This is a genomic window from Jatrophihabitans sp., from assembly GCA_036399055.1.
Taxonomy (GTDB): Bacteria; Actinomycetota; Actinomycetes; order Mycobacteriales; family Jatrophihabitantaceae; genus Jatrophihabitans_A.
This window is the reverse complement of sequence record DASWNX010000040.1, coordinates 129229-153068: the sequence shown is the minus strand read 5'-3', so window position 1 is coordinate 153068 and position 23840 is coordinate 129229. Positions and strand designations below refer to the sequence as shown.

21 protein-coding genes are annotated in these 23840 nt (G+C 70.1%); 8 read left to right on the top strand and 13 right to left on the bottom strand.

Annotated elements, in window-relative coordinates:
• Positions 1 to 2: 2 nt before the first annotated feature.
• The 4 genes from VGB75_18545 to mraZ all read right to left on the bottom strand — a co-directional run bounded on the left by VGB75_18545 (position 3) and on the right by mraZ (position 4599).
• The gene (locus VGB75_18545) at positions 3 to 1697 is read right to left on the bottom strand and encodes a penicillin-binding protein 2 (protein ID HEY0169051.1); all 1695 of its coding nucleotides are present in this window, start codon (positions 1695 to 1697) and stop codon (positions 3 to 5) included.
• 611 nt (positions 1698 to 2308) lie between these two features.
• Positions 2309 to 2938 carry a hypothetical protein gene (locus VGB75_18540; GenBank protein ID HEY0169050.1) on the bottom strand — a complete coding sequence of 210 codons (630 nt, stop codon included), beginning with the start codon at positions 2936 to 2938 and terminating at the stop codon, positions 2309 to 2311.
• Entirely contained in the window at positions 2935 to 3906 is a 972-nt protein-coding gene (gene rsmH / locus VGB75_18535; GenBank protein HEY0169049.1) for a 16S rRNA (cytosine(1402)-N(4))-methyltransferase RsmH, read from the bottom strand. The genes VGB75_18540 and rsmH overlap by 4 nt, the downstream gene beginning before the upstream one ends.
• Positions 3907 to 4170: 264 nt before the next feature.
• A complete protein-coding gene (gene mraZ, locus VGB75_18530; GenBank protein HEY0169048.1) occupies positions 4171 to 4599 on the bottom strand; it encodes a division/cell wall cluster transcriptional repressor MraZ in 429 nt (142 codons plus the stop codon).
• A gap of 417 nt (positions 4600 to 5016) precedes the next feature.
• Between mraZ and VGB75_18525 the strand changes: the two genes are divergently transcribed.
• The 3 genes from VGB75_18525 to VGB75_18515 are packed head-to-tail and all read left to right on the top strand — an operon-like array spanning position 5017 to position 9714.
• On the top strand, positions 5017 to 6090 hold the full coding sequence (locus VGB75_18525) for a MoxR family ATPase (protein ID HEY0169047.1): 1074 nt from the start codon (positions 5017 to 5019) through the stop codon (positions 6088 to 6090).
• A gap of 10 nt (positions 6091 to 6100) precedes the next feature.
• Positions 6101 to 7411, top strand: coding sequence for a DUF58 domain-containing protein (locus VGB75_18520; protein HEY0169046.1), 1311 nt, complete (start codon positions 6101 to 6103; stop codon positions 7409 to 7411).
• Positions 7408 to 9714, top strand: a complete 2307-nt coding sequence (locus VGB75_18515; GenBank protein ID HEY0169045.1) for a DUF3488 and transglutaminase-like domain-containing protein — start codon at positions 7408 to 7410, stop codon at positions 9712 to 9714. The genes VGB75_18520 and VGB75_18515 overlap by 4 nt, the downstream gene beginning before the upstream one ends.
• A gap of 471 nt (positions 9715 to 10185) precedes the next feature.
• Here the strand turns inward: VGB75_18515 and VGB75_18510 are convergent, their stop codons facing one another.
• The 8 genes from VGB75_18510 to cysC all read right to left on the bottom strand — a co-directional run bounded on the left by VGB75_18510 (position 10186) and on the right by cysC (position 17400).
• Positions 10186 to 10569 (bottom strand): DUF3040 domain-containing protein, encoded by a 384-nt coding sequence (locus tag VGB75_18510; protein HEY0169044.1) that lies wholly within the window; start codon positions 10567 to 10569, stop codon positions 10186 to 10188.
• Positions 10570 to 10728: 159 nt separating this feature from the next.
• The gene (gene dinB, locus VGB75_18505; GenBank protein HEY0169043.1) at positions 10729 to 12033 is read right to left on the bottom strand and encodes a DNA polymerase IV; all 1305 of its coding nucleotides are present in this window, start codon (positions 12031 to 12033) and stop codon (positions 10729 to 10731) included.
• An 18-nt stretch (positions 12034 to 12051) separates the two neighbouring features.
• Positions 12052 to 12834, bottom strand: coding sequence for a methyltransferase domain-containing protein (locus VGB75_18500; protein ID HEY0169042.1), 783 nt, complete (start codon positions 12832 to 12834; stop codon positions 12052 to 12054).
• A gap of 48 nt (positions 12835 to 12882) precedes the next feature.
• Entirely contained in the window at positions 12883 to 13284 is a 402-nt protein-coding gene (locus VGB75_18495; GenBank protein HEY0169041.1) for an SAV_6107 family HEPN domain-containing protein, read from the bottom strand.
• Positions 13285 to 13448: 164 nt separating this feature from the next.
• The gene (cobA, locus tag VGB75_18490) at positions 13449 to 14642 is read right to left on the bottom strand and encodes a uroporphyrinogen-III C-methyltransferase (GenBank protein HEY0169040.1); all 1194 of its coding nucleotides are present in this window, start codon (positions 14640 to 14642) and stop codon (positions 13449 to 13451) included.
• A gap of 45 nt (positions 14643 to 14687) precedes the next feature.
• Positions 14688 to 15932: a GTP-binding protein gene (locus tag VGB75_18485; GenBank protein HEY0169039.1), complete on the bottom strand. Its 1245-nt coding sequence runs from the start codon at positions 15930 to 15932 to the stop codon at positions 14688 to 14690.
• The gene (gene cysD, locus VGB75_18480; protein ID HEY0169038.1) at positions 15932 to 16849 is read right to left on the bottom strand and encodes a sulfate adenylyltransferase subunit CysD; all 918 of its coding nucleotides are present in this window, start codon (positions 16847 to 16849) and stop codon (positions 15932 to 15934) included. Before cysD ends, VGB75_18485 begins: the two co-directional genes overlap by 1 nt.
• A complete protein-coding gene (cysC, locus tag VGB75_18475; GenBank protein ID HEY0169037.1) occupies positions 16846 to 17400 on the bottom strand; it encodes an adenylyl-sulfate kinase in 555 nt (184 codons plus the stop codon). Before cysC ends, cysD begins: the two co-directional genes overlap by 4 nt.
• Before the next feature lie 559 nt (positions 17401 to 17959).
• On the opposite strand from cysC, the gene VGB75_18470 reads away from it, so the two are divergent.
• The 4 genes from VGB75_18470 (at position 17960) to VGB75_18455 (ending at position 21818) form a co-directional block, all read left to right on the top strand.
• Complete coding sequence (locus tag VGB75_18470; GenBank protein ID HEY0169036.1) at positions 17960 to 19618, top strand: nitrite/sulfite reductase; 1659 nt, start codon at positions 17960 to 17962, stop codon at positions 19616 to 19618.
• A gap of 218 nt (positions 19619 to 19836) precedes the next feature.
• Positions 19837 to 20580 carry a phosphoadenylyl-sulfate reductase gene (locus VGB75_18465; protein HEY0169035.1) on the top strand — a complete coding sequence of 248 codons (744 nt, stop codon included), beginning with the start codon at positions 19837 to 19839 and terminating at the stop codon, positions 20578 to 20580.
• Between the two features lie 139 nt (positions 20581 to 20719).
• Entirely contained in the window at positions 20720 to 21196 is a 477-nt protein-coding gene (locus VGB75_18460) for a YbaK/EbsC family protein (protein ID HEY0169034.1), read from the top strand.
• A 10-nt stretch (positions 21197 to 21206) separates the two neighbouring features.
• The gene (locus VGB75_18455; protein ID HEY0169033.1) at positions 21207 to 21818 is read left to right on the top strand and encodes a GNAT family N-acetyltransferase; all 612 of its coding nucleotides are present in this window, start codon (positions 21207 to 21209) and stop codon (positions 21816 to 21818) included.
• Here the strand turns inward: VGB75_18455 and metF are convergent.
• Positions 21808 to 22695, bottom strand: a complete 888-nt coding sequence (metF, locus tag VGB75_18450; GenBank protein ID HEY0169032.1) for a methylenetetrahydrofolate reductase [NAD(P)H] — start codon at positions 22693 to 22695, stop codon at positions 21808 to 21810. The genes VGB75_18455 and metF overlap by 11 nt on opposite strands.
• A 24-nt stretch (positions 22696 to 22719) precedes the next feature.
• Here metF and VGB75_18445 point away from each other — a divergent pair, with 24 nt between their 5' ends.
• Positions 22720 to 23811 carry a polyprenyl synthetase family protein gene (locus VGB75_18445; protein ID HEY0169031.1) on the top strand — a complete coding sequence of 364 codons (1092 nt, stop codon included), beginning with the start codon at positions 22720 to 22722 and terminating at the stop codon, positions 23809 to 23811.
• The last annotated feature ends 29 nt before the right edge of the window (positions 23812 to 23840 follow it).

The following is a 23840-nucleotide window of genomic DNA, read 5'->3' as shown; positions in this document are numbered from 1 at the left end:
GGTCAGTTCAGGGTCAGCGGAACGAGCACGGACTGCGATCCGCTGGGCGCGATCTTGGCCGCGGACAGCTGGTAGGAGGCGATCTGGCGGAACAGCGGCGCCGCGACGTCCCCGCCCTCCAGGCCCGCCCTCGGGTCATCGACCATGATGGCGATCGTGAACCGCGGGTTGTCCGCCGGCGCCATGCCTGCGAAGGTCAGCCAGTAGTTGGAGTCGGAGTACCGGCCGGTCGCCGGATCGGGCTGCTGGGCCGTGCCGGTCTTGCCTGCCACCCGATACCCGGGAATGGCCGCCTTCACGCCGGTGCCGCCCTTGAGCGTCACCGACTCCAGCATCGTGCGCAGCGTCCGGGCGTTCGGCGCCGACATCACCCGGATGCCGGCCGGTCGCGCGGTCGCAGTCACCGAGCCGTCGGCGTCGGTCACCGAGCTGACGATCCGCGGTGGGATCCGGACGCCGTCGTTGGCCACCGTCTGGTACATCGAGGCCAGCTGCAGCGAGGTCAGGGCCACCCCCTGCCCGATCGGCAGGTTGGCGAAGGTCGAGTCAGACCAGCTGCCGATGTCGGGCAGCAACCCGGCGCTCTCACCGGGCAGCTCCACGCCGGTCTTCTGGCCCAGGCCGAACCGTTGCAGGTACTCGTAGAAGCTCTGCTTGCCGACCCGGTCGGCGATCGCCAGGGTGCCGACATTGGAGGACTCGGCCAGCACACCGGTGGCGGTGAACTTCTGCTCCGGGTGCCACCAGGCGTCATGCACGGTGATCCCGCCGGTCTGGACGGTCTGCGGAACGGTGAGCACCGTGCGGGGGGTGATCAGCCCCTTCTCCAGCGCTGCGGCCATGGTGACGATCTTGTTCACCGAGCCCGGCTCGAAGACCTGCTGGACATTGGGGTTGAGCGACTGGCCGGCCTTGATGCTGGCCGGGTTCTGCGGATCGAAGGAGCCGTTGGAGGCCAGCGCCAGGATCTGCCCGGTCCGGGAGTCCAGGACCGTCACCTGACCGCCCTTGGCCTTGGTCCGCTTGATGGCGTGCTCGAGGTAGGACTGGCTGATGTACTGCAGGTCCTGGTCGATCGTGAGCCGGACGGTGCCGCCGTCGATCGCGGCCTTGCGCTTGATCGGGCCGGCGGGATTGACGTTGCCGACCGAGTCCTTCTGGTAGCTGACCGAGCCGTCGGCGCCCTTGAGCAGCGAGTCGTGGCTGTACTCCACGCCGGCCGCCCCGACGCCGTCGGACTTGACCAGGCCGATCACGTTCGCGCCGGTGCTCTTGCCGGGATAGAGCCGCTGCGAGGTGGCCTGGGCGAAGATGCCCGGCAACGGCTTGCCGTCCAGCCGCAGGTCCTCGATCTGCTTGGCCGCCGCCGGTGAGAGGGCGGTGGCCAGCAGCGCGTAGTGCGAGGTGGAGGTGAGCTGGTCGGCGATCGCTATCACCGACTTGCCCACCAGCGGCGAAAGCAGCGTCGCGTACTCCAGCCGGTCGCCCACCGGCACCATCGTCGGATCGGCGACGATGTCCTTGGCGTCGGCGGTGTAGGCCAGCGGCACGCCGTTGCGGTCCACGATCGAGCCGCGGGCCGCGTGCAGGGTCATGGACCCGTGCTTCTCGTCAGAGGAGGCCAGCGCGTAACCGGCGGTGTCCATGCCCTGCAACCACACCAGCCGGACGAACACCACCGACAGCAGCAGGGTCACCGCCGCCACGCTGGCCCAGAGCCGCCGCAGGGATCCGCCCAGGCGCAGCGCGCGGGACCGCGGCGCCGAGCGGACGCCGGCGGGCCGGCGCGACGTGGCCGGACGCCGTGCCGGGCGTTGCCGCTGAGCCGGCGGCTGCCTGCGGCTCGCGTCCCGCTGTGAGGCCGGCGCCGGACGCGGGCCCGGCGCGTGAGCGGAGCCGGGCGCCTGGCGGAAACCAGCGTGACCGGAGCCGGGCGCATGGCGGGAACCGGGCGCCTGCGGCTGGTGAGGAGTCGGACGCGGCCGCGGCGCCTGGCCGGACACCTGGCGGGAGCCCGGCGCCTGCGGCTGACGAGGCGTCGGGCGCTGCCCTGGCGCCTGGCCCGGGCCGGGCGCCTGACGGGAGGGGGGCGTCTGACGCGCCGTCTCTGGCGGGCCGGACGCCTTACGCGCCGCCTGGCGCTGCCCCGGCGCTGCGGTGGCGCCGGCTCGGTGCGGCTCCCGCGCGCCGGCGGACTGCCGACCCGGCGATCGGGGCCGATCGGAGACCGGTTGGACCGGCTGCCGGCCGAGACGAGGGGCGCCGGGCCGCGGTGGTGTGACCGGCGGCTGCTGTGGTGGTCGGGTCATCACGGCCCTCCGGGCGCGGTCGAGTTCGTCGTGCGGGCAGTGGCAGAGGGGGTCGGCGCCGCGGCGGGCCGGGTCACCGTCACAGTCACCACCGGCGCCGAAGTCCGGCTGCTGCTGCCGGCCGGCCGGCTGGCGGGCCTGCTGGAGGCCGGCGCCGGTCCGGTGGACGTGCTGGGCGCCGTCCTGGCCGGCGTCGCGCCGGCAGCGGCGGAGGTGGCGGAGGTGGCGGGGGCTGGCGGCGCGGGCTGCGGTGGCGGTGGCGCCGCCGGCGGGGTGGTGGTGGCAGCTGCCGGTGAGCCCAGCACCGTGACCGAGCCGTCGGCGTTGAGCCGGAGGAAGGCCGGGTTCGGATTGGGCACCAGACCCTGCGCGGCCGCGGCCGCGGCCAGGGAGGCGGGCGCCTGCTTGGCCGCCAGGTCGCGCATCAGCTGCTGCTCCAGGTCTGACAGCGCGGTGTTGCTGTCGTTCAGCGAGCGCTGCTTGAGTTCCTGGGCGGCCGAAGCGGTGTTCAACGCCAGCAACGCGCACAGGCCCGCGACCAGCATGATCGTCAGCAGCACCGGCAGCGGCAGCCGGCTCAGCCGGACGTGCAGCGCGACGCCGGGCTGAGCGGGTGGACGGGCGGTCATGCTGCCTCCCGGATGCGCTCGGCGGCTCTGAGCCGCACCGAGGCGGCTCGCGGGTTGGCCGCGATCTCGGCCTCGGTGGCAGGCTCGGATCCCCTGCTCAGCAACCTGATCTGCGGGCCGGCCGCCGCGAGAGCCACCGGAAGGTCCGGCGGAGTCTGGTCAAGGGCGAGTTCGGCGAAGCTGCGCTTGACGATCCGGTCCTCCAGGGAGTGATAGGCCAGCACGACGATGCGCCCCCCTACGGTCAGCGCCTGCAACGCGGCGGGAATCGCGGCCTGGACCGCGGCGAGTTCTGAGTTGACCTCGATCCGCAGCGCCTGGAAGGTGCGCTTGGCGGGATGGCCACCGGTGCGGCGGGTCGCGGCGGGGATCGCCTGACGCACCAGCTCGGCCAGCTCGGCGGTGGAGGTGAGCCGGTGCTCGGCGCGGCGGCGCCCGATCGCCTGGGCGATCCGCAGCGCGAACCGCTCCTCGCCGAATTCGCGCAGCACCCGCGCCAATCGCGGCACCGGGTAGCTGTTGACGATCTCCTCGGCGGTCAACGGGTCCTGCTCGTCCATCCGCATGTCCAGCGGCGCGTCCTGGGCGTAGGAGAAGCCACGCTCGACCAGGTCCAGTTGCATGGAGGAGACCCCCAGGTCGAACAGCGCCCCGTCGATCCCGGTGAGCTCGAGGTCATCGAGCACCTCGGGAAGCTGGTCGTAGACGGCGTGCACCAGGTGGGTGCGCCCGGCGAAGGGGGCCAGCCGTTGGGCGGCCAGCCGCAGCGCCTGCCGGTCGCGGTCCAGGCCGACGAGCCTCAGCTCGGGATGAGCCCGCAGCAGAGCCTCGCTGTGGCCGCCGAGGCCCAGGGTGGCGTCGACGAGCACCGCGCCAGGCCGGGTCAGGGCCGGGGCAAGCAGCTCCAGCACCCGGTCCAGCAGCACCGGGACGTGCCCAGCCGGGGCCGGTGGCTCCGGTTCGCCCATGCGGTGACTCCTGAACATCTCGGTGGTGCGCTGTAGCTGTCGAGCCGGCGGTGTCTGTCGCGGCTGGTCCGGGTCATCCCCTTCTGTGCTGCCGGTGTTGCCGGGGCTGGCGCCCGTCTCATGCCGACTGGTCCCCGCCCGCCTGCCGGGGCCGATCCGCCTGGCGCCGGGGAAGTGCGTCAGGTGGGCTCGGAGGTGGCGGGAGGAGGCCGATCCGCATGCGCCGGGGGCCGGCGCGCCGCAACGATGTCGATGGAGCTGGCCCTAGAGCAGGCCGGGCAGCACCTCCTCGGCGTCGGCGAAGGACTGCTCGGTGTCGGCGAGGTAGCTCTGCCACGCCGCCGAGTCCCAGACCTCGACCCGGCTGTTCGCGCCGATCACGACGCAGTCCTTGGACAACCCGGCGTACTCGCGCAGTTGACTGGGGACGGTGATCCTGCCCTGGCCGTCGGGCACCTCGTGCGAGGCGCTGGCGAAGAACACCCGGCTGTAGTCCCGGACGCTGCGCTGGGTGACCGGCGCCGAGCGCAGCAGTTCGGTGATCCGGCTGAACTCGGCCATCGGAAACACGAAGAGGCAGCGCTCCTGGCCCTTGGTGATCACCAGTCCTCCTTCCAGCTCGGTGCGGAACTTCGCGGGCAGAGCGAGCCGGCCCTTGTCGTCGAGCCGAGGGGTGTGCGTGCCGAGAAACATCGCCCACCTCCATGACTCGAACTTAACACTACCCCCACTATGACCCACCCTACCCCACTGTTCACCACTGTTCTGGAAAAACATCGGCCATATCGCCGACAACGTGCCCCTGAAGGGAATGAAGAGGACAAACACCGGACGCCGCCCGCGAGCGGATTCCCCACTCGACGGTTCCGGGGTTGACCGCCGCACCGCCAGTCGCGCCCTCTTACCTGGCCGCTGGCTGTGGTTTTGATGAGGAGGGAGCCGGATGAGCCGAGAGGCTCACCGCTCGTCGCGCGAGCAACTACCCTGGAACGAACGGGCCAACGGCTGACGTCGGCTCTCGACTTGTACCCGCTTCTCGACAACCCTGAGGGTGTCGCCAGGCAGTTGACGCTGTGCGGCGGTCTTTCAGAGCAACAGAACGGATTCGCAGTGACACATGCAGCAGCTCAGGCCGCTCAGCCGGCGGCCGGTCCCGCGCGGCAGAACGGTCACGGCTCGCCCTCGGGCGCCAACGGCGCGGTGGACCCCTCGGCCTCCGCGCCCGCGCCCTCGATCGCCGACGTGGGCCCGGCAGCCCAGCGCATCATCGCCAACATCGAGAAGGTCATCGCCGGCAAGTACGAGGTGATCCGGCTCGGCGTCACAGTCTTGCTGGCCGAAGGCCACCTGTTGATCGAGGACGTGCCCGGCGTGGGCAAGACCACCTTCGCCAAGGCGCTGGCCCGCTCCATCGACTGCTCGGTGCGGCGGATCCAGTTCACCCCCGACCTGCTGCCCAGCGACGTCACGGGTGTTTCCATCTTCAACGCCGAGACCAGCGACTTCGAGTTCAAGCCCGGCCCGGTCTTCGCCAACATCCTGCTGGGCGACGAGATCAACCGCGCCTCTCCCAAGACCCAGGCGGCGCTGCTGGAGTGCATGGCCGAGCGGCAGGTGACCGTCGACGGCATGCGCTACGAGCTGCAGGCGCCGTTCCTGGTGCTGGCCACCCAGAACCCGGTGGAGATGGAGGGCACCTACGCCCTGCCCGAAGCCCAGCGTGACCGGTTCACCGCCAAGATCTCACTGGGCTACCCCGACCGCACCGCCGAGATCGCCATGCTCAGCGACCAGACCACCGTCGACCCGCTGTCCACGCTGCGGTCGGTCTCTGACGCCGCCCACATCCGCGGCCTGATCGAGACCGTCCGGACCGTGCACGTCGTGGAGTCGGTGAAGGACTACGTCGTCACGCTGGCCGAGACCACCCGCAACCATCCCGAGATCCGGCTCGGCGCCTCGCCGCGCGCCTCGCTGCACCTGCTGCGCACCGCCAAGGCCGCGGCCGCGCTGGCCGGCCGGGACTACGTGCTGCCCGACGACGTGCAGAGACTGGCCGTGCCGGTGCTGGCCCACCGGTTGATTCCGGCGGCCACCGCCACTGTGGCCGGCCGCTCACCTGAAGATCTGCTGGCAGAGATCGTGGCCAAGGTCCCGATTCCGGTAGCCAGCCCTCGCGGATAGGGCAGCACTCGTGGCGACGAACCGAACCCGTGGTGGTTCCTCGGCGGCACCGCCGGTGATCGACACCACCACCTCGATCGGAACCCAGCGGGTGGCGCTGTCCAGCCGCGGCCGCACCTTCATCACGGTGGGGCTGATCTCGCTGGCGACCGGGATGATGCTCGGCGTGCTGGACCTGCAGCGCCTGGGCGTGCTGCTGCTGGTGCTGCCCGTGCCGGCCTGGCTCGCCGTCCGGCAAGCCCGCTCGGGCCTGCGAATCGGGCACGCCGTGACGCCGGCGCGGATCGTGGTCGGCGAGCAGGCGCGGGTCCGGCTGGTGCTCAGCAACCCGCACAGCTTCGGCACCGGGCCGCTGCGCGTCACCGAGACGGTGCCGGGCGGGCGTCCACTGCGATTCAGCGTGGCCGGAGTCCGCGGCCGACAGCGCCGCACGGTGGCTTACCCGTTGCCGGCGCTGCGTCGTGGCCGGTACACCGTCGGACCGACCACCGTGATGGCCAGCGATCCCTTCGGCCTGGTCACCGCCGACACCCGATCCACCGACGTCGGCGAGCTGATCGTGCGACCGGCGACCACCCCGCTGGCACGCCTGAGCCTGCCGATCGCCTGGCGAGACGGCGCGGCCACCCTCAGCCACTCGGTCGGCGTCGGAGGCTCGGATGACGCCTCGGTGCGCGAGTACCGCCACGGCGATGACCTGCGCAAGATCCACTGGCGCAGCACCGCCCGCTCGGGAGCGTTCATGGTCCGGCAGGAGGAACGGCCCTGGCACGGTGAGTCCCTGGTGCTGCTGGACCACCGGGCGATGGCCTACCCGACGTCACCGGCTCAGCCGGACTCCGAGGCGCTGGAATGGGCAGTCTCGGCAGCCGCCAGCATCGGCTGCCACCTGGCCGAGCAGGGCCGGCGGGTCGCGTTGGTGACCGGCGACGGGCAGGTCGCGCATGACACCCCCTCGGCGATCCTGGACCTGCTCGCCGAGGTGAAGCCCGCTCTGCGCGCCGACCTCGATCCGCTGGCGGCCGCGCTGAGCGGGTTGGGCCGTGACGCCGCGGTGTTCGCCGTGCTGGCGGCCACCCCCAAGAGCTCCATCGGCGGGCTGCTGAGCCGGCCCCAGTCCCCCGGTTCGGCGGTGGCGCTGCTGCTGCGGCCCTGGACCTGGAACGGCGCTGCCAATGACCAGCTCGCCGAGGCAGCCTGGCAGTCCAGCGCAGACGCCCTGCGCGCCGCCGGGTGGCGGGTGGTGCCGGCCGAGGCCGGCGACGACGTCGGCGACCTCTGGCCCAGCCTGCTCTCGGCACGCGTTGCGAGCCTCCGATGAACGCCGCTGCCAAGTCCAAGGCCACTGCCCGGCACGGCGCCGGGCCCGACCCGGTCGTCGCGGCCGCCACCGGCACTGTGGCGGCCGGCGTCCTGCTGACCACCCTGCCGCTGCGCTCGGTCTTCACCGACTGGTCCTGGCTGATAGTCAGCGTGGGTTGCGTGCTGCCCTATCTGGCGGTCGTCACCCTGTTCCGGTTGCGCTCGGCGCCACGCTGGTGGCACAGCCTGGTGGGTCTGGCGGCCTCGGTGCTGATGCTGCTGTGGGTATTCGTTCCGCAGCACCTGCTGCTGGGTGTGTTGCCGACGCCGTCGTCGCTGTCAGACATCGGCGACCTGGTCGCCGCGGCGAACACCCTGATCAAGCAGGAGCAAGCCCCGCTGGCCTCCACCGGCGCGCTGCGGCTGCTGGTCGCCGCGGCTCTGGTGGGGCTGGTGGCCCTGACCGACGTCCTCGGTGTGCTGCTGCGCCGGCCGCTGCTGGCAGCGGCTCCCCTGCTGGAGGTGCTGGCGATCGCGTCGGCGACCTCGTCGAACGCCGCTCACCCGGTGTGGTTCGCCGCTGCCGCCGGCGGCTTCCTGCTGATCCTGTTGTCGGGGACCAGGCTGCAGGACCGAGCCTGGGGGCCCTCGGTGGACGGCTCGGCAGGCCGGCTCGGTGGTGCCCGGCGGATGGCCGTGACCGGGGTGGTGGCGGCCCTGCTGGTTCCGCTACTGCTGCCGTCGGTGTCGGTGAACGTGCTCGCCCGGGCAACCCACCACGGCGGCGACGGCCCTGGCACGGGTAACGGCCAGATCGTGCTGAGCAGCCTGGCCTCGCTGCGCGGTCAACTGCAGCGGTCCAAGCAGATCCCGCTGTTCCAGGTGAAGGTCGATAGCGGGCGCCCGTTCTACGTCCGTCAGGAGGTCCTGGACCGGTTCTCCGACGACGGCTGGAAGCGCTGGGAAGGACCATCCAGGCTGAGTGGGCTGAGGGGCCCGTTCACCATCAGCCCCGACGATGACAGCAGCGACGACGACCTGTCGAGCCCGTTCGAGTTCGAGGCCACCTTCACGCTCCTGGCGCTCGGCGGCTCGACACTGCCGATCCTGTCGAACCCGCGGAGCCTGCGGACTCCTGGCGGCGGCTCCTGGAACGCGGCCACCGCCAGCGTGGTGAACGCCAAGCTGACCCGCGGCATGACCTACACCCAACGGGTCGCCCAGCCGAACCCGTCGACGGACGTCCTGAAAAAGGCGTCGGCGTGGACGCCTCCGGACGAGCCCACGCGCGCGCGGCTGCTCGACGTCCCGGAATTCCCCTCCTCGGTCAAAGCGCTCAGCGACCAGTTGACCGCCGGCAAGGACAGCCCCTATGAGAAGGCGAAGGCGATCTCGGAGTACTTCACCACCCCCGCGAACAACTTCGTCTACACCTTGAGCACCGGCGCCGATGACGGCCGCGACGCGCTGGTGTCCTTCCTGGCGAACAGGAAGGGCTTCTGCCAGCAGTACGCCGCCGCCGCCGCGGTGCTGATGCGCCAGGCCGGCTTGCCCAGTCGCGTCGTGATCGGCTACACCCATCGCGACCCGAACACCGACGGCGTCTTCACCGTCATGACCTCTGACGCGCACTCCTGGGTAGAGGTGTTCTTCCCGCAGGTCGGTTGGGTTCCGTTCGACCCCACCCCGCTGGTCGGCGCCGAAGCGAGCCGGGCGGTGGCGCTGCCGTGGGCGCCTCATCCCGAGGACGCCGCCGCCGAGGAGACCGCGGAGCCGACCGCGAGACGGACCCAGCTCTCCTCCAGCGCCCCGGCGGATGGGCAGGCGAGCCAGAACGCCGCGTCCGAGGACGGTTTCGGGCCTTCCAGCGCTGCGCTGGGGATCGCGCTGCTGGTGCTGCTGGTGCTGCTGGTGCTCGCCGCGGTGGTCTTCGGCCCGCAGTGGCTACGGCAACGGCAACGCCGGCGACGGCTGGAGCGCGCCCGGACGACCGGCAACCCCGAACCGCTCTGGTTGGAGCTGGCGGCGACGGCCACCGACCGGGACGCCTTGTGGCCCAGCACCGTCACCGTTGGCCAGGTCGCCGGCTGGTTGTCACGGCACGGCGTCGATGAGCGCGGCCGCGCCGCGGTCTCCGCGGTGGCCGACCGGGTCGAGCGTGACCGGTTCAGCGCGCAGCTGGTCGATGAGGTGCCCGCCGAGTCCATTGCCGCCCTTGACCAGGCGTTGACCCGATGGGCGCGACGGACCGACCGGCGGCTCAGCCTGATGCACCGGTGGATCCCCCGGTCGCTGATGGGCCAGCCACGCTGGCGGCGCTGAGCCTGCGGCGCCTCTCACCATCCTTGCTAGCCCCCGGACGGGTAGCCCCCTGAGGCGGAGCTGGCGGGTTTGCCGCCCCTGGGGTGCGGCCTGCCTGGCTGAAGAGCGGGCGAACCCCCGCCTCTGTGACTGCCAAGCCCTGGCGTCCAGAAACTGGTTGACTGCCTGGCTGGGCGTCCAGCGCCCTTGGTTGACTGCCGGCTGGGCGGCCAGGGCCTGCGATCGCGCTGCTTGGCTGGGCGTCCAGCGCCCTTGGTTGACTGCCGGCTGGGCGCCTGCCTGGGTCGGGCCTGGCCTGCTGTGACTACCGGCCCTGCTGTGGCTACCGAACCTGTGACTACCGGACCTGCGGCTTGCCGGCCCTGCTGGGGCTCACCGGCCCTGCTGGGGGCTTACCGGCACAGACAGCGACCCCGGTCCACTGGCTGGGTTGTAGGCGCAGTCAGCGAGCCGGGGCCGTTGAGCGGTGAATCAGCTTTCGTCGAACCGCTTGCGCATCCGGTCTTCCATCTTGGTGCGCAAAGTGTTCGACTTCGCGTTGCGTGGCTGACTGGCCTGAGCGGCCAGCGATGTCGTTCCGTTCTGCCGCGGACCTCGCAGGGCACTGGCGGCAGCCACACACGATCCGACTATCAACACAAAACCGAGCACACCCAGCAGAATCAGGTTGGCTGTCAGACCGACCAACACCACCGCAAGCCCGAGTAGGACACCGACCACGGACAACGCGAGCATTGTGCGCGCACGGTTCCTAGGACGGGCCGACCTGACAGAGGACGCGAACTTCGGGTCCTCCGCGTACAGGGCCTGTTCAATCTCATCGAGCAGTCTCTGCTCATGCTCGGAGAGCGGCATGATGCCCTCCAATCCCTGTCGCTATGTAGTGAACCATTACCAGAGCTTGTCCATCAACGCCAGAAGTGCAGTGCGGCGGGTGAAGGGACACACCACCGAGCATACGAGCCGAAATGTGAGTGCGAAAGTTGTCTGCGGTGATTGCTGGCCTGCCGGGGATCATTCGTTATCTCCACCGGGGTCCAACCGCCCCGATCGGTCCGCAGAGCGGTTGAAACCGGCCGCCGACCGGTCTGCTGACTGCCGGCCGAGCAAGGACGCCGGCCCCACGACAGGCTTGCCGAAACGAGCTGCCAGCGCGTCGATCACCCGATCCGTAGGCGTGGCGGCCGACTGCTGATCGCCGAACAGGTCCAGCGCGAGCTGGGTCGCCTCACCGACCGGGCGCAGGTTCTCGGCCTTGACGCCGACCAATCTGATCCGCGGCTGATCCAACTTCAGCGACCGGTACAGCTTCACCGTCTGCGTGTACACCACCGTCGCCACGTCAGTCGGCTCGGCCAGAGTGTGCACGCGGGTGACGGTGGTGAAGTCTGCGAACCGGATCTTGATCCCGACGGTGCGGGCCACCCAGCCGCCCCGGCGCAACCGCTCCGCCACCTCGCCCGAGGCGCGCAGCAACTCACGGCAGACCTCGGCCTCGGTGAGCAGGTCGGCAGCCAGCGTCCGGTCAGTGGAGATCGACTTCTCCACCTGAGCCGGGTTGACCGCACGCTCGTCGTGCCCGTTTGCCAGCGCGTGCAGGTGATCAGCCGAGGCGGCCCCCACCGTTCGCCGCAGGGTGTCCAGCGGGGTCACCGCCAGGTCTTCGACGGTGCGGATGCCCAGCCTGCGCAGCAGCTCGGCGGTGCGCTGCCCCACCCCCCACAGGGCGGTCACCGGCAGCGGGTGCAGAAAGTCCAACACGCCGGCCTTGCTGACCACCCGCAAGCCGTCCGGCTTGCAACTGCCCGAGGCCAGCTTTGCCACCGACTTGATCGGGGCGATCCCGACCGAGCAGGTCAGCTGATGCTCGGAAAAAACCCGGCGCCGGATCTGGCGGGCGATGTCAGCCGGCCGGCCGAACAGCCCGACCGCCCCCGACACGTCGAGGAATGCCTCGTCCAGCGACAACGGCTCGACCAGCGGCGTGACGTCGGCGAGGATTCGCATGACCGCGCTCGACGCCTCGGTGTAGGCGGTGCGGTTGGGCGTGACCACGACCAGCTGCGGGCATAGCCGCAACGCCTGTGCCATGGACATCGCGCTGCGGACTCCGAACACCCGGGCCGGGTAGGAAGCCGCCATCACCACTCCTCGGCCTTCGGCGCCTCCGACCGCCACCGGAAGGCCGCGCAGCTCCGGCCGTGCCCTGATCTCGACACTGGCGAAGAAGGCGTCCATGTCGACATGCAGCACATGACAGCCGGTGTCGTCGCCGTCGATCTCTCCCGATGATCGGGGCAGGTCCGCGCTTCGCCCCATGCAGCCCGGTGCCCCGTCCTAGCCGGCGCTCGGGCGGCTGGCCTGCACGTGCAGTCGGGAGGCGATGTCGCGGTAGGGCGGTTGACCGGCCACCGCCGACTCCAGCTCCGACAGCGCGGCGATCGCACCCGGACGGTCGAGCTCGATGCCGGGAACCAGGTCGGTGAACACACCCAGCCCCTCGACCGACTGGACCTGGAGGCCAGCCGCCAGGCACAGGCCGGCCAGTGACTGGCCGTCATAGGCCTGAGCGACCGGCTGGCGGTAGACGGCCAGGGCGCCGGCCACGTCCCCTGCCAGCACCCGGGCGAGCACGCCGGCCACCGGATTGGCGACCACCACGCTCAGCACTCCACCGGGGCGGAGCACGCCGGCGATCTGGCCCAGCACCAGAGCGGGATCCTGCACGTCCTCGAGCACGTCATGGGCGAGCACCAGATCAAAGGTGTCGGCCGTCGCGAGTTGGGCGAGGGACTCGGCCTCGCCCTGGACAGCAGTCACCCGGTCAGAGACGCCGGCCTCAGCGGCCCGGCGCGTCAGCGTTGCCAGCGCGTCGATGCTGACGTCGACCACGGTCACCACCGCGCCAAGGACCGCCAGCGGCACGGCCAAGCTGCCCGAGCCGCCACCGCAGTCGAGCACTCGCGGCGCGGCGACGCTCTGGTCGTCCTGCCTGTCTTGCAGGATGTGCCGCAAGCTGGCCCACAGCAGCGGTGAGCGGCCGCCCGGTGACTGGTCGCCGGCGAGCGAGGCGGGCAGGCGGACACCCTCGGCTGTCTGGTCGGGCGCATCACTAGCCACGAGAACAGACATTAGCGCTGCGCACCGTTCAACTGGCGACCTCGAGCATCAACTGGCGACCTCGAGCACGAGCCCTCCGACCATCCGCTCGACTATTGCGATGAACTCGCCGGCCGCCCGCAGCAGGTCATCAGCGTCTCGCTCGGAAACGACTGTCATCACACCCGCCTCAATAGCCGCCCGGCGGTGTGCGCTGTCGGCGAAGTAGACCGCCCAATCGGCCAGTTCGGGCGTCACCGTCTCAAGCAACACCCACGCGCTGGTCGGCCGACGGCGACTGGCCGCGACTGGCCGCGCCCGCAACGCCAGCACTGCGGCAGCAGCCCGCAGGGCGGCGACGTGAGCCGAGCGGTACTTCTCGGTCGCCCGGGGTTCCAGGACCGCTTCGGCCCAGGTGGTCTTGGCCTGGGACAGTAACGACCCGACACTGAACGGCAGCGGACTCGTCATGAGGTTCTCCTCGCCGGTGCACTGAATCGAAAGTGTGTTCGAACACTAGCACGATCTGACTGCATGTCCAGCAAGAATTGCTTGCGCAGCAAGGCTTGAGGTGGGCGGCGGCGCTGATCTGCGGGCATGGACTGAAGGCTAAACACACCCTCTGACAAAACCGCTCAGTCGAAGCCGAGGGCTGCCACCGCCCCGATCACCACCACCGACGGAGCCCCCACCTCCGCGCGCTGGACCTCGGCTGCCAGGCCCGCCAGCGTTGAGCGCACCACCCGCTGGTCGGGCAGGGTGGCCCGGTGAATGGCGGCCGCCGGGGTGTCAGCAGGCCGGCCGTGCTCGATCAGCTCCGCGGTGATGCTGCCCAGGCTCTCCATACCCATCAGCACCACCAGGGTCGCCGGCCCTACCGCAAGCTCGGGCCAATTCCAGCCGGCCTCGGCCCGGCCGGGGTCGCGGTGGCCCGAGACCACGGCGAAGTCGGCGGCCAAGCCGCGGTGCGTCACCGGTATGCCGGCCGCGGCAGGCGCGGCGATCGCCGAGGTGACGCCGGGCACCACCTGAACGGCGATGGACGAGGCCACGCAGGCCGCCACCTCCTCGCCGCCCCGGCCGAAGACGAACGGGTCCCCGCCTTTGAGCCGGACGACCCGCTTGCCCTGCTGGGCCCGTTCGACGATCACGGCGTTGATCTCGTCCTGGGTGAGGTTGTGACGGTGCGCGGACTTGCCGCAGTCGATGATCTCGACGTCGGGATCGAGGGCCTCCAGCAGCGATCGGGGCGCCAACCGGTCGGTCACCACCACGTCGGCTTCCAGCAGCAGCCGCCGGCCGCGGACGGTGATCAGCTCAGGGTCACCCGGCCCGCCGCCGACCAGGGCGACGCTGCCGGCGCTAGCCGGGCGCACCGGGCGGCTCACCAGCTGCCCCGTCTGCAGCGCCGCGGCGATCAGGTTGCGCAGCTCGGCTGCCCGGCGCGGGTCGTCACCGGCGTTCACCGACACGGTCAGCTCTCCGCTGTGCAGGATCGCCGGGACCCGGGCGCTGCCGGCCGCGGCGGTGTCGGCCCGGACGCAGAAGATCTGGCTGGCGGCAGCCTCGTCGGCGACCGCGGAGTTGATCGACTGGTCATCGGTGGCCGTGACCGCCAGCCACGCCTGAGACAGGTCACCGGACTGATAGCGCCGCAGCAGCAGCCGCGCCCCGGAGTCGGCCAACTCGGGCGCCACTGTGGGGGCGATCACCACCACCTCGGCGCCGGCCTCGATGAAGGTCTTGGCCCGCCGGGCCGCCACCGTGCCGCCGCCGACGATCACCACCCGGCGCCCGAGCAGGTCTAGGAGAATCGGCACACCGGTCACCGGAGCAGTCTCCCCTGTCGCCCGGCAGACGCGAAACCGCGTCGGTCAGGCGACCATTCCGGCGGCGACGGTCGCGCCGCTGACCTCGTCCACCAGCAGGAACGCCCCGGTGGAGCGGTTCACCGAGTAAGGGTCAGCAGCCACCGGCTCGGCCAGCCGGATCCGCACCGCGCCGATGTCATTGAGGCAGAGCTCGGTGGCCGGCATTTCCAGGACGCTTCCGATGTCGAGCTTGGAGCGGACCTCCTCCACGACGGCGCGGACGTCCCTGGTGGTGTGGCGCACCTGATACCGGTCCCCGGGGCGCAGCGGCTGGTCGGTCAACCAGCACACGGTGGCCAGCAGCTCCCGGGTGATGATCGACTGCGGGTCGCCCTCGGCGACGATCAGGTCCCCGCGCGAGACGTCCAGGTCATCACGCAACCGGAGTGTCACCGAGCGCCCGCAGGTCGCCTCCTCCAACTCGCCGTCGGGGGTGTCGATGGCCTCGACGGAGGAGGTCAGCCCCGAGGGCAGCACCCGGACCCGATCGCCCCGCCGCAGGACGCCGGCCTCCACCCGTCCGGCGTAGCCGCGGTAGTCCGGATGATCGGCCGACCGCGGCCGGATCACCACCTGCACCGGGAACCGGGCCGGCAGCGCCACCGGGATCTCGGGCTCGACCTGCTCCAGAAACCCCAGCAGCGGCAGGCCGCCGTACCAGGGCATGTTCACCGAGCTCCGCACCACGTTGTCACCGCTCAGGGCGGTCATCGGAATGGGCGTGAAGTGATCCACGCCCAGCTTGCCGGCGGCTCCGGCGAAGTCGGCGACGATGGCGTCGAACGCCGACTCGTCATAGCCGACCAGATCCATCTTGTTGACCGCCAGAACCACCTCGCGCACCCGCAGCAACGAGGTGACCGCCAGATGACGCTTGGTCTGGGAGACCACCCCGGACCGGGCGTCGACCAGGATGACCGCCACGTCAGCGGTCGAAGCGCCTGTCACGGTGTTACGGGTGTACTGCACGTGCCCGGGGGTGTCGGCCAGGATGAAGGTGCGCCGCGCGGTCGCGAAATAGCGGTAAGCGACGTCAATCGTGATGCCCTGCTCACGTTCGGCCCGCAGGCCGTCCACCAGCAGCGCCAGGTCCGCGACCTCGTAACCACGACGCTGGGAGGCAAGCTCCACGGCGCTCAGCTGATCGGCCAGCACCGCCTTGGCGTCATGCAGCAATCTGCCCACCAGCGTGGACTTGCCGTCGTCGACGGAGCCCGCCGTGACCACCCGCAGGAGTCCACCCGGCATCAGAAATACCCCTGTCGCTTGCGGTCTTCCATGGCCGCCTCACTGGCCCGGTCATCGGCCCGGGTCGCGCCCCGTTCGGAGACCGTGCTTGCCGCGGTCTCGGCGACCACCGCCGCCACGTCGTAGGCCTGGGACGCGACTGCTCCGGTGCAGGTGGCGTCACCGACGGTGCGGTAGCGCACCGACTCGACCCTGACGATCTCGCCCTCGGCCGGCTGGGTGAACTCGGTGACGGCCAGCAGCATCCCGTCCCGGCGGAACACCTGACGCTCATGCGCGAAGTAGATGCCGGGCACCTCGATGCCCTCACGTTGGATATAGGACCAGATGTCGAGCTCGGTCCAGTTCGACAGCGGAAACACCCGGACGTGCTCACCGGCGCGGTGCCGGCCGTTGTACAGGTCCCACAACTCCGGGCGCTGGTTGCGCGGGTCCCATTGACCGAAGTCGTCGCGGACCGAGAACACCCTCTCCTTGGCGCGGGCCTTCTCCTCGTCCCGGCGGGCGCCGCCGAGCACCGCGTCGAACTTGTTCGCGGTGATGGCGTCGAGCAACGGAACCGTCTGCAACGGGTTCCGGATGCCGCCAGGGGTCTCGGTGACCCGGCCGGAGTCGATGGCCTGCTGGACGCTGGCAACGATCAACTGGGCGCCGGTCTCAGCCACCATGCGGTCGCGATAGGCGATCACTTCGTCGAAGTTGTGCCCGGTGTCGACGTGCATCAGCGGAAAGGGCAGCCGGGACGGCCAGAACGCCTTCATCGCCAGGTGCGTCATGACGATCGAGTCCTTGCCGCCCGAGAACAGCAGCACCGGGCGCTCGAACTGGCCGAACACCTCGCGGATGATGTGGATCGACTCATCTTCCAAGTCGGTCAGCCACGCCCGCTCCAACGAGTCGACTGGCATCGCGGTCATAACAGGCTCTCTTTCTGCATAAGGGAGATCAGCTCGTCCACCGAGTCCTCCACCGACCGGTCGGTGGTGTCGATCCGCAGGTGTGGATCGCGCGGCGGCTCGTACTCGCCGTCGATTCCGGTGAGGCCGTCCAGCGCCCCGGACCGCTGCTTGGCGTACAAACCCTTGACGTCACGATCGGCGCAGACCTCGACCGGGGTGGCGACATGGATCTCCAGAAAGGCAGTGGTGTCAGCCTGATGCCGGTCGCGGACGCTGTCACGCGCCTCGGCGAACGGTGACACCACCGAGGCGAGGACCAACACGCCGTGCCGGGCGAGTAACCCGGCCACCCAACCAATCCTCCTCACGTTGGCGTCCCGATCGGCTCGGGAGTAGCCGAGTTCGGTTGAGAGCACCGGGCGGACAGCGTCGCCGTCGAGGATCTCGACCGGGTGTCCGGCAGCGCGCAGCCGGCTCGCCAGGGCGGTGGCCAAGGTGGTCTTTCCGGCGCTGGGCAGGCCGGTGAACCACAGAGTAGCGCCGGTGCGAAGGCGGATGTCAGCTGTCATCGGGTGGCCTTTGAGAAGTCGCGGGCAAGGCTGAGCAGACGAGGGCCGTGCCGCGCGCTCAACGCCTTGGAGAGGCGGCTGCGCCGGCAGGGATCGGTGTTCGAAGCAGTCGCTCGGGCGACTACGGCGAAACGGCGTCGATCCTAAGACACGCCGCGCTGGTGACACGTTGAAGATCAACGTGCAGGCGGACTACCAGCGCGACTGCGGGCATGCACAAAGTGTGGCACAGCTCGGCAGTCAAACCCAACGAGTGCGCCGACCTTCCTCCAGAAGTGGCCGATGAGACACCGCAGCCGCCCGACGCCCCCGCGAGAGGGTTCCTCCCCTGGCGTCGTGGTTGAAGGCAGCGCCGTTCTGCTTAGGCAGCGAGCGATACGTTCAAGATTTTTTCGCGGTGCGAGGAGAAATGTGGAACCATGTACTGGTGCGCCCAGCCCTGCTCCTGCTGACCTCGCGCCGTCACATCGATCTGCTTCGGGTGGCCGGCGCGACCTGTTGAGCACCCTTTCACCGACTTTCCGCCCGCGAGGGGCAATCGTGAAGGGATGCGGCTGTAATGGCAGCTGGCAAGGGACAAGGGCAGTGGGCGCTGGGCTACCGGGAGCCACTGAACCCCAATGAGCGCAGCAAGCGCGACAACGACGGCCTGCTGGTCAAGCAGCGGATCATCGACGTCTACCAACACACCGGATTCGACGGCATCGACCCTGGTGACCTGCGCGGCCGGTTCCGCTGGTACGGCCTCTACACCCAGCGCGCCCAGGGCATTCCGGGCGGGCGGACGGCGATCCTGGAGCCTGAAGAGCTTGAGGACAAGTACTTCATGCTCCGGATCCGCATCGACGGCGGTCGGCTGAGCTCTGAGCAACTGCGGGTCATCGGCGAGATCTCCACCCGCTACGGCCGCGACCTCGCCGACATCACCGACCGGCAGAACATCCAACTGCACTGGATCCGGATCGAGGACGTGCCGACGATCTGGGAGCGGCTGGAGGCAGTCGGCCTCAGCACCACCGAAGCCTGCGGGGACACCCCGCGGGTGATGCTCAGTTGCCCGCTGGAAGGCGTCGCCGCCGACGCGCTGGCCGACGCTTCGACCGCGCTGGCCGAGACCATCGAGCGGTATCTGGGTGACCCGGCGTTCTCCAACCTGCCCCGCAAGTTCAAGACCTCGATCTCAGGCTGTGCCCAGCACTGCGTCAACCACGAGATCAACGACGTCGCCTTCGTGGGGGTGCGTGACGCCGACGGCGAGCCCGGCTTCGACGTGTGGGTCGGTGGCGGGCTGTCCACCAATCCGATGTTCGCGCAGCGGCTCGGCGTCTTCGTCCGCTCCGACGAGGTGGCCGAGGTGTGGGCCGGCGTGTGCGGCATCTTCCGCGACTACGGCTACCGGCGCTCACGCAACCACGCGCGGTTGAAGTTCCTGCTGGCTGATTGGGGCACGGAGAAGTTTCGCGAGGTTCTTCAAGAGGAATACCTGAAGCGAAAGTTACCCGACGGCCCGGAGCCGGATAGCTCGCCGGCGCACCGTGACCACATCGGCGTGATAGCCCAGCGCGACGGCGCCTTCGCCGTCGGAGCCACCACCGCCTCCGGGCGCACCAGCGGCACCGCGCTGAGCAAGCTCGCGGCGCTGGCCGACTCGCTCGCCGACGGGCGCATCCGCACCACCGCCCAGCAGGGCCTGGTGCTGCTGGATGTGCCCGCCGAAGCCACCGAGACGGCAGTGCGACAGCTGCAGGCGCTGGGCTTGTCGGCCCGGCCCAGCACGTTTCACCGAGGCACCATCGCCTGCACCGGTATCGAGTTCTGCAAGCTGGCCCTGGTCGAGACCAAGGGCCGGGCCGAGACCATCCGGCAGGAACTCGACCGTAGATTGCCTGACTTTGACACGGCAATCACGGTTAACGTCAACGGCTGCCCCAACTCCTGCGCCCGGTTCCAGGTCGCCGACATCGGGTTCAAGGGAATCGTGCAGAAGGTCAAGGCCGAGGACGGCTCCTTCGTCGACGCCGAGGCCTTCCAGGTCCATCTCGGTGGGCAGCTTGGCAGCCAAGCCTCATTCGGCCGGAAGTTCCGGGGCCTGAAGGTGACTGCCGAGCAAGCTCCTGATTACGCCGAACGAGTGCTGACCGGTTACCTCGCCCGGCGAACAGCCGGTGAGTCCTTCGCCAGCTATGTCAGTCGGGCCGAAGAAGATTGGTTGTTGTGAGAGCGGCCGGGCTGTGTCGGAGTGCTTGGAATGACTGAACGCGCCGCGCCGTTGCACTGTCCGTACTGCGCAGATGAGGATCTCAGACCGTTCGGTGAGACTCACGGCCAGTGGCGTTGCGGCGCGTGCCAACGGGTTTTTGCCCTTAAATACATTGGGATTGCCGCTGACTGGACGACGCAGCCTAGTAGAGCAGAGCATCCGCAAGGAGAGTGACCATGAGCCAAGCTTCGCCGCGCTCGCACGATGAGTCAGCAATCATAAGCATTTCCTCAAGCACGGCCAGCCTCAGGGCGCTGGCTGAGCGCGCCGGCGACGAGCTCGACGCAGCGCCGGCGACCGAGATCCTGAACTGGGCCGTCCGGCATTTCGGCGCCGACTGGTGCGTCACGTCGTCCATGGCCGACGCGGTGCTCGCCCACTTGGCATCCCAGGTGCTACCCGGAGTCGACGTGGTCTTTCTCGACACCGGTTACCACTTCGCCGAGACCATCGGCATGCGCGACGCCGTCGGCGCAGTCTTGCCGATCTCAGTGCGCACCGCCGTGCCGCTGCGCACCGTCAGGGAGCAGGACGCCGAATTCGGCCCACGGCTGCACGAGCGCGATCCCAGCGCCTGCTGCGCGATGCGCAAGGTCGAACCGCTGCGCCGGGCGCTGGCCCCGTACCGGGCCTGGGCGTCCGGGCTCCGCCGGGCCGACACAGCCGGCCGCGCCGGCGTCCGGGCCGTCGAGTGGGACGCCAAGCACGACATGGTGAAGCTGAACCCGATCGCGGCGTGGTCGGACGAGGACGTCGATGCCTATGTCGCCGACAACGGCCTGCTGGTCAACCCCCTCCTGAGCGAAGGCTACGGCTCGATCGGCTGCGCGCCGTGCACCCGCCGGCTGCTGCCCGGCGAGGATCTCCGGGCCGGTCGATGGGCGGGCACCCTCAAGACCGAGTGCGGCCTGCACACCTGAGCCCAGCGGCTGGTCCAGGCGAGGAACAAGCCGCTGAGCGGGCCACGGACCAGCCGGCTCTCCCGCTGGGTCGCGACACGGGCGTTGACGTGCTCGCCTGTGCGATCCACCCACACCACGCCCACGTAATGTCCAGGGGGTGGCCGACCTGCACCCCAACTGCGTCCTGATCAACTCGATCCTGCAGTCGGCCGGCCTGCCCGGCCGCGTCCGGATCCTGGCCGAAGCGGCCCCCACTGCCGTCGCGGCCGCCGAGCAGCTCGGCGTCGAGGTGGCGGCGATCGTGAACTCCTTGGTCTTCACGACCGCTGAGCGCTCCCCGCTGCTAGTGCTGACCAGCGGCGCGCACCGGGTCGACACTGCCAGGGTGGCAACGCTGGTAGGCACCGCGAAGCTGTCACGGGCCACCGCCGAGTTCGTCCGCGAGGTCACCGGACAGCCCATCGGAGGCGTCGCGCCGATCGGCCATCCGGCGCCGATCCGCACGCTGCTGGACACCGCGTTGTTGGAATTTCCCGAGATCTGGGCGGCCGGCGGCATCCCGCACGCTGTCTTCGGGATCAGTTATCCCGATCTTCTGGCCCTGACGTCGGCCCAGCCGGCCATTGTCGCCTAATCTGCTGGTCATGGCAGAGCCAACCCGCGCCGGCGGCGGCGCGTCGACGATCGCGATCGTCGACGTGCCCCGCTCGGACCTGCCGGCCCGGCTGAGCGAGGCGATGGCGATCTACGTCGCCGCGATGGGATACCCCTCCTCCAGCGGGCCACAGCGCGGCACCCACCTGATGCGGCACGCCAGCTTCGACTCGTTCCGCTTCCGGGCGGCGCTGAACGCCGAGGGAAAGATGCTCGGCTTCGGTTACGGCTACACCAGCCTGCCCGGCCAGTGGTGGCATGACCTGGTCACGCGCGCCATCTCCGGCGACACCGAGCACTGGTTGGGCCACGCCTTCGAGCTCTCGGAGCTGCACGTCACACCGCCCGCGCAGGGGACCGGCCTCGGCGAGCGGCTGCTGCGATCGCTGGCCGACGGCCTGCCGCACCGGACGATGGTGCTCTCGACACCCGAGGGCGAGAACCGGGCCTGGCGGCTGTACCGCCGGATGGGCTTCTACGACCTGGCCCGCAACCACCTGTTTCCCGGCGACCACCGCCCCTTCGGCGTGCTCGGCGCCCTGCTGCCGTTCCCACCGCCGACCGGCGCCGGGTCCGAGGAACCCACCGCGCTCAGTCGCTGACCGCCCCGGACATCAGGTTGGCCCACACCTCCCGAGTCGCCCGCGACCGGTTCAGGGTGTAGAAGTGAATTCCCGGAACGCCCTCCTCGATCAACCGCTGCGCCAGCTTGGAGGTCTCGGAGATGCCCAGCTCGCGCACCGCCTTCGGATCATCGGCGATCTTGGCGAACCGGGCGCCCAGGTCCGCCGGAAACGGCGCGCCGGTGAACTGCTCGGAGCGGTCGATGGTGCCCATGTTCGTGACCGGCATCAGCCCGGCGATGATCGGCACATCGCAGCCGGCGGCCGCCACCCGGTCGCGCAGCCGCAGGTAGGGCTCGGGCTCGAAGAACATCTGGGTGATCGCGTAGTCGGCGCCGCGACGGCACTTCTCCACGAAGCGCAGGGTGTCCTGCTCGATCGACTCCGACCGCGGGTGCTTGTAGGGAAAGGCAGCCACCCCGACGGTGAAGTCGCCGTGCGAGCGCAGCAAGCCCACCAGGTCACCGGCGTAGCTGAGGCCCTCAGGGTGTGAGACCCACTCGCCCAGCGGGTTGCCCGGCGGATCACCGCGCAGTGCCAGGACATTGGAGATGCCGGCGTCAGCCAGCCGCCCCACGATGGCGCGGATCTCGGCTACGGAATGGCCTACCGCGGTCAGGTGCGCCACCGGCAGCAGGGTGGTGTCGCTGGCGATCCGCTCGGTGATCTCGATGGTGCGGTCACGAGTGGCGCCGCCGGCCCCATAAGTGACCGAGACGAAGTCCGGGCGCAATGACTCCAGCTCGCGGATCGTGGTCCACAGCAGCCGGTGATCCTCCGGGGTCTTGGGCGGGAAGAACTCGAAGGAGAACGTCGGCCTGCCGGTGTTGAAGCAGTCCCGAACCGTGCGTGTCATGCCATGAGGGTAATGTCCGCGGCTGTGGCTGAGCGTGTGGACCCGAGCCCCACCGGCACGCTGACCGAACGGATCACTGCCGAGCTGTCCTCTTTTCTCACCGAGCGGATCGGGCTGCTGACCCAGGTCTCGGCCGACCTCGACGTGCTGGCCCAGGCCGTCCGAGCCGCGGTGCTGACCGGCGGCAAGCGGATACGTCCGACTTTCGCCTATTGGGGGTGGCGCTGCGTCCAGCCGGAGGCGGCAGCCGGTGAGCCCGAGCTGGTGCGGGCCGCTGCCAGCCTGGAGCTCCTGCACGCCTGCGCGCTGGTGCACGACGACGTGATGGACAGCTCCGACACCCGCCGCGGTCAGCCGGCGGCCCACATCCGGTTCGGCCAGTTCCATCGCGAGCAAGGCTGGTCCGGCTCAGGGCAGGCCTTCGGCGCGGCCAGCGCGATCCTGCTGGGAGACCTGCTGCTGTCCTGGTCGGAGGAGTTGTTCACCGCCGCCATCGGCGGCCTGCCCCACGACCGCGCCAGGGTCGCCACCGACCAGTTCGACCTGATGCGCACCGAGGTCGTCGCCGGGCAGTTCCTGGACATGCTGGCCCAGGCTCGTGGCGCCTTCGACCCGGACGAGGCGTTGCGGGTGGTCGAGTTCAAGACCAGCAAGTACACCGTGCAACGGCCGTTGCTGCTCGGCGCCGGCGCGGCCGGCGGGTCAGCCGAGCTGGTCGGCGTGCTGTCGGCCTACGGGCTGTTGATCGGCGAGGCCTTCCAGCTGCGCGATGACCTGCTCGGGGTGTTCGGCGACCCGTCCCAGACCGGCAAGCCCGCCGGCGATGACCTGCGGGAGGGTAAGCGGACCCTGCTGATGGCGCTGGCCTTCCAGGCGGCGGACCGGTTCCAACGGGCGCTGCTGCAGGCCGGTGTCGGTGATCCGGGGCTGACCCCGGCCGGCGTGGCGCAGTTGCGCGAGGTGCTGCGGCAGACCGGCGCCCAGCAGCAGGTGGAGCAGCGGATCAGCGAACGGGCCGGTGAGGCGGCTCGCTGCCTGGCCGCCGGTCCACTGCAGCCGGCCGCGGCGCAAGCGCTGCTGCGACTCGCCCAAGCCGCCGCGCACCGAACGTCGTAGCGTCCTGGCCTGATCTGCCACGATGTGAG